Raw genomic sequence first — 9,119 nt, forward strand, 5'->3', positions numbered from 1 at the left:
GGTACGGAAGCAAGACGCTCTCGACCGCCATCGCCGTGACGGGGATCGTCGCCACGATGCCGTACATCGCCCTCCAGCTCGTCGGTATCAAGGCGGTCCTGACGGTTCTCGGCCTGGGCAGCGGCGCCAACGTCTTCACGCAGGACCTGCCGCTGATCATCGCCTTCGTCGTCCTCGCCGCGTACACCTACACGGCCGGGCTGCGTGCGCCGGCGGCGATCGCGGTGGTGAAGGACCTGCTGATCTACATCGCCGTCATCGTCGCGATCATCTGGCTGCCCACGCAGTTCGGCGGATGGGATGGGATCTTCAAGGCGGCGACCACGAAGATGACGGCGACGAACCCGGCGACGAACCTCCCGGTCGGTTCCGTGATCCCGGGGGCGTCGAGCTTCAACGCCTACTGGACGCTCGCGCTCGGATCCGCGATGGCGCTGTTCATGTACCCGCACTCGGTGACGGGTGTGCTGTCCACGAAGAGCCGCAACACCATCCGCCGCAACGCCGTGGTGCTGCCGATCTACTCGCTGATGCTCGGGTTCCTCGCGCTCCTCGGGTACGTCGCCATCAAGGCGGGCACCAAGCCGATCGGATTCGACGGCGTGGTCAACCCGCAGCTGGTGGTCCCGCAGCTGTTCATCGACAACTTCCCGTCGTGGTTCGCCGGTGTGGCGCTCGCCGCCATCGCCGTCGGCGCCCTGGTGCCGGCCGCGATCATGTCGATCGCCGCATCCAATCTGTTCACGCGCAACATCTACCGAGACCTGTTCAAGCCGAACGCGACCGAGGGGGAGCAGGCGAAGGTGTCGAAGTTCGTGTCCCTCGTGGTCAAGTTCGGCGCCCTGCTGTTCGTGATCCTGATGGACCAGTCGGCGGCGATCAACATGCAGCTGCTCGGAGGCGTGTGGATTCTGCAGACGTTCCCGGCGATCGTCGCGGGACTCTACACACGGTGGTTCCACCGCTGGGCGCTGCTGATCGGTTGGGCGGCCGGGATCCTGTACGGCACCGTCGCCGCATACAACGTGGTGAACCCGGTGACGCATGCGCACTTCGGGGGATCGATCGCGCCCATCCCGTTCACGAACGTGCCGGTCTACATCGCCGTCACCGCGTTCGTCATCAACGCGCTGGTGTCCGTCATCCTGACGGTCATCTTCCGGGCGGCCAAGGTCCCGGACGGATGGGACCGCACGACGCACTCGGACTACGGCGCGGACGAGGGCGACCCCCGGGTGGTGGAGGTGCTCGAGCCGTACGAGCCGACGCTGGATCGGTGAGGCGCTTCCGCCGGTGGGAATCGAAGGAGATCGGGTGTCGAATCTCCTTCGAATGGCAGTAGTGAAGGAGATTCGAACGGTAGTCGTTCGAATCTCCTTCGCTGGCTAGCGGCGGTTCAGGTAGATCACGACCCAGACGAGGGTGAGGGCAAGGCCGACGGATCCCACGATGATCGCGGCTGTCGCCCGCCCGCGGCGTCCGTCGGGGAGTCCTGCGTGCTCCATGTCGTCCGCGATGCTGCGCGCCTGGATGCCGAACACGATCGCCATGAGCGACGGCAGTGCCAACGGGTTGATGACGAGGCCGATGATGCCCCAGACCAGCGCGCGGGTCGCCTTCTCGTTCTTCCGGGGCACGGCGACGACGTAGTGCGGCTGAGGCGGCGCTGGGGGGTACAGCACGGGCGACTGCAGCGGCGTATACGCCGGCCGGAACGAGTTCGCGGGTGCGTGACCTCCATCCGACCATCCGTGCTGGTCGTCCGCTACGGACGGCGCGGCCTCGGCCACCGCAGTATGAACGTTCGCCTGGGCCTCGGGCTGCGGCGACTGCAGCGGAGCCGTGTGCTCCGTCCAGGACGCGCCGTCCCAATACCGGGCGATCGTGGGTGTGACGGGATCGGCGTACCAGCCGGCAACAGGATTCATTGAGCCCCTCCTCATGAGCCCCTCAAGTCTGGGGGTTCCTCTGAGCGGTTCACATCCCCATTGCGGGGTGCGCGTCGCTAGGGCTGCGGGCTGCGGTCCGCGCCCACGAAGGAGAGCGCCTCGTGGGTGAGCTGGGACCAGTCCAGCGTCGAATCCTCGCCCAGGGACAGCCAGTTCTTCATCGGCGTGCCCTTGTTGGCGTCGAAGAATGTGCCCTCGCCGGCCCCGACGAGTATCGCGACGCGTTCGGCGGGCAACTTCACGACCAGGTGCCCGCGCACCAGCATGGCGAAGATCTTGCCCTGGATGCGGAGGGCGCCGGAACCGAATCCCTTCGTGGCGCCGGGCGGGATCACTCCGGGGAGGTCCGCGAACTCCGCGACGAGCGTCTCGAAACGTTCCGACGGGTCCATGGGCAGCCTCCTCTGAACGTCACCCTAGTGGCACACCCGCGACGCGTGCCGGACCATACCGCCGACTCCCCGGCTCCAGCTGTGTTCGGAGCGTGCGACAGCGTGTCTGCGGGCGTACGGAAGGTATGCGGCAGGGCGAGCACCCGCAAACGTTCCGAACCGCCGCAGTCACCACGGATTCTGCCCCGAACTGGGGCACAGCGGGACATGACGCGGGGCCTTCCGATCTGGCAGGCTGTCCACCGCGCCTCACGGAGGGGCGGAGATGGGGGACACGCGTGAGCGACGCGACAGAAGGCCGTATTGTGCCGGAATCCGATGGATGGACGCAGTTCGAGACCGAAGGGTGGGAGCCGGCTGCGACGGAGCAGGCCGCGACCGCGCCGGCCGCACAGGCACCCGCCGCATACGACCCCGCCGCTTCCATTCCCGTTACCCCGCCCTTCACCCAGCAGGAACGCGTCGGTCGCGGGCTTGCGCTCGCGCTGCTCGTCATCCCGGCGGGCATCGTCGTGTGGACGATCGTCTGGAACCTCGGCTTCGTCGCGTCCATCGTCTCGTGGGGAGTCGCTGCCGGCGCGATCTTCCTCTACCGCCTCGGGTCGAAGGCGCGCGTGACTCCGGCCGCGTATTGGGGCCTCATCGCGATCGTGGCCGTCACTGTGGTGCTGAGCTTCCTCGCCGGGATCTTCACCGACATCGTGAAGGTGGTCGGCGTCCCGCTCGGCGAGGCTCTGACACGCGCGGACTTCTGGCGGCTCTACGCGGACAACATCTTCAACAATCCGGACATGTGGGGCGCGTACGCGACGCAGATCCTGATGGCGGTCGCGTTCGCCGCGCTGGGATGCTTCACGACGTTCCGGCGGCTGTCGCGCGAGGCACGCCCCCAACCGCACACGGATCAGCCCTTCCCGCGGAGGCCCCGCCTCCGCTAGGAACGAAGCATGCTGACCGGAACCACCGTCGGGCTGCGCGCCCGGCACGAAGACGACATCCCCATCCTTCGCACCGAGCTGTACGACGACGTGGTGAACTCGTCGCGGGCGGAGGGCGGGCCGTGGAGGCCGATCCGGCCCGAGTCGAAGGATCCGCGGCTCGTCGTGGACGAATCCAAGCTGACCTCCGTCACGTTCTCGGTGATCGAGCTGGAGGGCGGGAGCCTCATCGGCAGCGCCGACCTGTGGGGTATCGACACGCACAACCGGTATGCGCACCTGGGGCTCGGACTGTTGCCGGCGGCGCGCGGCAAGGGATACGGCACGGATGCTGTGGCCGTGCTCTGCCACTACGGGTTCGACGTGCGCGGGATGCAGCGGCTGCAGGTGGAGACGCTGGCGGACAACCACGCGATGCTGGCGGCTGCCGAGCGGAACGGGTTCGTGCGCGAGGGCGTGCTGCGGTCGTCGGCGTGGGTGCTCGGCGAGTTCCTGGACGAGGTGCTGCTCGGGATGCTCGCCGACGAGTGGCGGGAGCGCTCGAAGAGCTGAGGCGGGCACCGACGGCGCGGCGAGCGGCATCGCGTGCCCGACGAGCGGGGCGCCGACGAGCTGGGCGCCGACGAGCTGGGCGCCAGCTGCTGGGCGCCAGCTGCTGGGTGCCGGGCGCCTCCCGCATTTCCAGGATACCGTCCGGGACGGGGCTTGCGGCAAGGGCCCACCGCTCCGGCAGAATGGCTGGCCGCGCGTGGAATCGCGCGCGAGTCCGACGGGGAGAGCGGGTAGGCGATGGGTTCTGACGTGTTCGACGTGATAATCAGCGGGGGCGGTCCGACGGGGACCATGCTGGCGGCCGAGCTGCGGCTGCACGGTGTGGATGTGGTGGTGGTCGAGCGGGATGCGGAACCGACGCGGCTGGTCCGGTCGCTCGGGCTGCACCAGCGCAGCATCGAGATCCTGGACCAGCGCGGGTTACTGGAGCGGTTCCTCGCGAACGGCACGCAGTATCCGGGCGGTGGGCGGTTCGCCGGCATCGCGAGCCCGCAGCCGGTGGCCCTCGATACGGCGCACGACTACATCCTGGGCATGCCGCAGCCGGTCACCGACCGGCTGCTCGAGGAGCACGCTGCCGAGTTGGGCGCGCAGCTCCGGCGCGGCACCGAACTGATCGGCTTCCAGCAGGACGAAGACGGCGTGACCGTGGAGCTCGCCGACGGCAGCACGCTGCGCTCGCGCTGGCTGGTGGGCTGCGACGGCGGCCGCAGCCTGGTGCGGCGGCTGCTCGGGATCGGGTTCCCGGGCGAGGCGGCGACGAACGAGTGGATCCTCGGCGAGGGCGCGGTGACGGCTGCGGCGGACGAGGTGGCTGCGGTGTCGGAGGAGGTGCGCAAGACGCACCGCGGCTTCGGGATCGGCCCGAGCGGCCACGGCCTGTACCGCGCGGTCGTGCCGGCCGCCTCCGTGTCCGAGGACCGGTCGACCCCGCCGACGCTCGACGAGTTCCGGACGCAGTTGCGGGCCTATGCGGGGACCGACTTCGGCATCCACTCTCTCCGCTCGCTGTCGCGCTTCACCGATGCGACCCGGCTGGCGGAGCGCTACCGGGAGGGCCGGGTGCTCCTCGCGGGGGATGCGGCGCACATCCACCCGCCGCTCGGTGGGCAGGGGCTGAATCTGGGCATCCAGGATGCGTTCAACCTCGGCTGGAAGCTGGCCGCTGCGGTCCGCGGATGTGCGCCCGACGGGCTGCTCGACAGCTACTTCGTGGAGCGGCATCCGGTGGCGGATGAGGTGCTCACCCTCACGCGGGCGCAGAGCGTGCTGATCTCGGCGGAGCCCGGGGCGCAGGCGGTGCGGCGGCTGCTGACGGAGCTCATGGGGTTCGCGGACGTCGGCCGGTACCTCGCGGAACGCGTCGCCGGGATCGGGATCCGCTACGACTTCGGCGGGGGCCCGGAGCTGCTCGGGCGCAGGCTCCGCGACGTCCGGCTCTCGCGCGGACGGCTGTACGAACTGACGCGCGATGGCCGCGGACTGGTGGTGGACCGGACCGGTGGGCTGTCGGTGGCGGGATGGGCGGATCGCGTCGACTACGTGTCGGATCGCAGCGACGAACTCGGCGACGGCGTCTCGGAGCGCGACGGCGTTCCGGAGCTCAACGACCTCCTGGAGCTCAGCGCCGAGACGGATGCGCCGGCCGTGCTCCTGCGACCGGACGGGCATGTCGCGTGGATCGGGGAGGAGCAGCAGGGGCTGGAGCAGGCGCTCGGGAGGTGGTTCGGGGCGGAGTAAGGGCGCTTCAACCTTCCGGCGTCGGCTCGCCCTGGCGCAACTCGGCGATCAGCAGCTCGTCGTCGCCGTCACTCCACGTCTCCGTGCGCGCGATCGTGAAGCCGGCGGGCGCGACCGTCGCACCGAGGTGCTCGACCGAGTCGAAGGGGATGTGGTCGCTGAGCCCGGGCTGCGTAGCGCCGCCGTGGCGTGACCGGTCGACCGACAGGAAGGTCGCCGTGATCGCGCGACCGCCCGGACGCAGCACGCGCGCCCACTCCGCGATCGCGATCTCAGGATGCGCGAACAGCTGCAGGCCGGTCACGCAGGTCACGAGATCGAAGGAGTCGTTGGGGAACGGGAGCCGGGTCGCGTCCCCGACCGAGAGGTTCGCGTCGGGGAGATGGCGGCGCGCCTCCTCCACCATGAGCGGCGACAGGTCGACGCCGGCGACGTCGCCGCCGAAGCCGCGGTCCCGGATCGCGCGCAGCACCAGCCCGGTGCCGGTCGCCACGTCGAGCACCGCATCCACGGGGGAGAGGTCGGCGAAGGCGGCGACGGCTCTCGCGAGGCCGGTGTGCATGGAGCTGTCGTCGTACGTCGCGGCGCGGTCGTCGAAACGCTCGCGCACCATCCTCAGATGTTCGTCATCGCTCACGTTCGCCAGCGTAACCCGAGGGATGCGGCGCGCGCGAAGCGGCAGACAGCGGTCGGCGGACCGCGACGCGAAGGACGGGGAAAAACGTTGCGGCGGTCGGCTCACCCGAAAAGCCGACCGCCGCGCACCGGGAACGCAGTACAGCTGCCCGACCCCTGCGGTTCAGCCTGCCATCCGGTTGCTTAGTGCACACACTAAAGCGCTTTCGGGGAAAGTCAACCCGTCTCCCGGCATCAGTTCCGGATGTTCACCTCGGGTTAACCGCGCGCATCCAGCGGCGCGCGCTCGGGCGTCGCTCCAGGCGCTGGGGCGATTCCGGCGGCGTCGGAGGTCGGGCGTACCCTGTTTTCATGGCGCGCGACCGTGACGAATCCCGTCGCGCGGCTGGCGAGTCCGACCCGCTCGTCGAGGCCGCGCGGTACCGCGTGCGACGCGATGCCGAGGCCCGCGGAGAGCAGGTGGAGGAGGCGAACGCCGGCCAGCCGAGCATGGAGCAGCGCGCGCAGATCGTCGAGACGAGCATCCAGCAGGCGATCCGTCGCGGCGACTTCGACAACCTTCCGGGCGCCGGCAAACCGCTGCCGGGGCTGACCGGAACGCACGATCCGGACTGGTGGATCCGGCGCAAGATCGAGCGCGAGCAGCTGACGGGATTGGGACCGCCGGCCCTGACGCTGCGCACCGAGGACAGGGAGCTCGACGCCAGGCTCGACCGGCTGGCGTCGGAGAGCAGTGTCCGGGAGCACCTCCACGACTTCAACCGCCGCGTGATCGAGGCGCGCCGCCAGCTGCAGGGCGGCCCGCCGGTCGTCACCGCGACACGCGATGTGGATGCGGAGGTCCAGCGCTGGCGGCAGCGGCGGGACGAACGCCTGCGGCAATCGGAGGCGCGCCGCCGTGCCGAGCGGGAAGCCGAGTCGGGACTGTCCTGGCGCGAGCGGCGGAGGCGGCGGCGGGAGGCCGGCCGCTGAGCGCAACGGACGACGGCTTGACAATTTAACTGAGCGCACTCATAATTGAGTCGACTCGCATTCCTGAACGGACGCCGACGCGAGCCGTGAGGAGAGCCATCATGCGAGCGATCGCGCTCGACGCCTACAAGCAGCCGCCGCGTGAGGCGGACGTTCCGGAGCCGACGGTTGGTGACCACGACGTCCTGATCCAGGTCGCAGCGGCCGGGCTGAACCAGCTCGACGTGAAGATCGGCGAGGGCGTGTTCAAGCGGGTCATCCCGTACGCGCTGCCCCTCGTCCTCGGTCACGACGTGGCCGGCACGGTCATCGAGGTCGGGGGAGGCGTCCGTGGCCTCAAGCCCGGCGCCTTCGTCTACGCTCGCCCGCGCGACCTCCGCATCGGCACGTTGGCCGAGCGCATCGCCGTGGACGAGTCGGATGTCGCCCTCGCGCCATCCACGGTCAGCCCGATCGAGGCGGCCTCGCTGCCCTTGGTTGCTCTGACCGCCTGGCAGGCGCTGGTCGAGCGCGGGAACGTCGGCCCCGGGCAGAAGGTGCTCATCCACGCAGGAGCGGGAGGCGTCGGCACCATCGCGATCCAGCTCGCGAAGCACCTCGGCGCGCACGTCGCCACGACGGTGTCTGCCGCGAACGCGGACTTCGTGCGCGAGCTCGGAGCAGACGTCGTCATCGACTACCGCAGCCAGGATTTCGAGGCGGAACTGTCCGGCTACGACTTCGTCCTGGACAGTGTGGGCGGCGAGAACCTCGCCACATCCCTCCGGGTCCTCCGCCCGGGCGGCCTCGCCGTCGGCATCGCGGGGCCTCTCGACCCCGCGTTCGCGGAGACGGCCGGTCTGAGCCCCCTCCTGCGCCTCGCGGTCGCCGCCCTCAGCCGCTCGATCCGCCGTCAGGCCAAGAAGCTCGGCGTCAGGTACGAGTTCCTCTTGATGCATGCCGACGGCGCGCAGCTGCGAGAGATCGCGGACCTGGTGGATGCGGGCGTGATCCGGCCCGTGGTCGGCGCCACGGTCCCGTTCGCGGACGCACCGGATGCTGTCGCCTCGCTCGGCACGACCCGCATCCGCGGCAAGGCCGTCGCCACCGTTCCCTGACCTCTCTCACCGACCACCGCTCCACCCCCACTCAGAACCCGAAAACCATAGAAAGAAGACGACCATGAGCGTCGAAGAATCCGTTATCCGGTCGTATGCGCTGGCCCCGGCGAAGACGATCACTGCCGGCGGCGTCCGTTTCGCCTACCGAGAGCTCGGGCCGAAGAGCGGCATCCCGGTGGTGTTCTTCGTGCACCTCTCGGGCACGCTCGACAACTGGGACCCCCGGATCGTCGACGCGATCGCCGCGAACCGCCACGTGATCACCTTCGACCAGCAAGGAGTCGGAGCGTCCACCGGGCGGGTGTCCGCCACCATGGAGGAGGCGGCTGACGACGCGTACGCGTTCATCCGCGCTCTCGGCCACGACCGGATCGACGCGTTCGGGTTCTCGATGGGCGGCATGATCGCCCAGGATCTCGTCGTGGCGCATCCCGAACTGGTGCGCAAGCTCGTGCTGACGGGCACCGGTCCGCGCGGAGGGAAGGACATGGACAAGGTCACGCGCGTGACGTACGGGGACATCCTCCGGTCGGCCATCGCCCGCTCGGACCCCAAGGAGTTCCTCTTCTTCAACCGCGACCGGATCGGCAAGGCGGCAGGCAAGGCGTTCGTGGCCCGGCTGCGCGAGCGCACAGCCGACCGCGACCGGCCCTTCAAGGTCAGCACGCTCGGCACGCAGCTGAAGGCGATCCAGCGGTTCGGACGCTCCGCGCCATCCGACCTGTCCACCATCACGCAACCGACCCTGATCGCCAACGGCGACAACGACCGGATGGTCCCCTCCGTGCTCTCGCACGACCTGCACCGGCGGATCGCCGGATCCGAGCTGATCATCTACCC

10 protein-coding genes are annotated in these 9,119 nt (G+C 69.6%); 7 read left to right on the forward strand and 3 right to left on the reverse strand.

What is annotated here, in order from left to right; genetic code table 11:
* On the forward strand, positions 1-1,280 hold a 1,280-nt coding region (locus tag ACPYOG_RS17530; RefSeq protein ID WP_481295438.1), incomplete at its 5' end, for a sodium:solute symporter family protein.
* A 105-nt stretch (positions 1,281-1,385) separates the two neighbouring features.
* Here the strand turns inward: ACPYOG_RS17530 and ACPYOG_RS17535 are convergent.
* Entirely contained in the window at positions 1,386-1,928 is a 543-nt protein-coding gene (locus tag ACPYOG_RS17535) for a DUF2510 domain-containing protein (protein ID WP_481295439.1), read from the reverse strand.
* Between the two features lie 77 nt (positions 1,929-2,005).
* Positions 2,006-2,341, reverse strand: coding sequence for a hypothetical protein (locus ACPYOG_RS17540; RefSeq protein WP_481295440.1), 336 nt, complete (start codon positions 2,339-2,341; stop codon positions 2,006-2,008).
* A gap of 278 nt (positions 2,342-2,619) precedes the next feature.
* Between ACPYOG_RS17540 and ACPYOG_RS17545 the strand changes: the two genes are divergently transcribed.
* From ACPYOG_RS17545 to ACPYOG_RS17555, 3 genes are all read left to right on the forward strand, one after another.
* The gene (locus ACPYOG_RS17545) at positions 2,620-3,279 is read left to right on the forward strand and encodes a hypothetical protein (RefSeq protein ID WP_481295441.1); all 660 of its coding nucleotides are present in this window, start codon (positions 2,620-2,622) and stop codon (positions 3,277-3,279) included.
* Positions 3,280-3,288: 9 nt separating this feature from the next.
* A complete protein-coding gene (locus ACPYOG_RS17550) occupies positions 3,289-3,831 on the forward strand; it encodes a GNAT family N-acetyltransferase (RefSeq protein ID WP_481295442.1) in 543 nt (180 codons plus the stop codon).
* Positions 3,832-4,080: 249 nt separating this feature from the next.
* A complete protein-coding gene (locus ACPYOG_RS17555) occupies positions 4,081-5,571 on the forward strand; it encodes an FAD-dependent monooxygenase (RefSeq protein WP_481295443.1) in 1,491 nt (496 codons plus the stop codon).
* A gap of 7 nt (positions 5,572-5,578) precedes the next feature.
* Here ACPYOG_RS17555 and ACPYOG_RS17560 read toward each other — a convergent pair whose 3' ends face one another.
* Positions 5,579-6,208, reverse strand: coding sequence for a class I SAM-dependent methyltransferase (locus tag ACPYOG_RS17560; RefSeq protein ID WP_481295444.1), 630 nt, complete (start codon positions 6,206-6,208; stop codon positions 5,579-5,581).
* 350 nt (positions 6,209-6,558) lie between these two features.
* Here ACPYOG_RS17560 and ACPYOG_RS17565 point away from each other — a divergent pair, with 350 nt between their 5' ends.
* From ACPYOG_RS17565 to ACPYOG_RS17575, 3 genes are all read left to right on the forward strand, one after another.
* Positions 6,559-7,179: a DnaJ family domain-containing protein gene (locus ACPYOG_RS17565; protein WP_481295445.1), complete on the forward strand. Its 621-nt coding sequence runs from the start codon at positions 6,559-6,561 to the stop codon at positions 7,177-7,179.
* A 101-nt stretch (positions 7,180-7,280) separates the two neighbouring features.
* Positions 7,281-8,276, forward strand: coding sequence for an NADP-dependent oxidoreductase (locus tag ACPYOG_RS17570; RefSeq protein WP_481295446.1), 996 nt, complete (start codon positions 7,281-7,283; stop codon positions 8,274-8,276).
* A gap of 64 nt (positions 8,277-8,340) precedes the next feature.
* Positions 8,341-9,119: alpha/beta fold hydrolase (locus ACPYOG_RS17575; RefSeq protein WP_481295447.1), on the forward strand; the 779-nt coding region annotated here is incomplete at its 3' end.

The sequence above is a fragment of the Leifsonia sp. HAY1-4F genome (assembly GCF_056755275.1).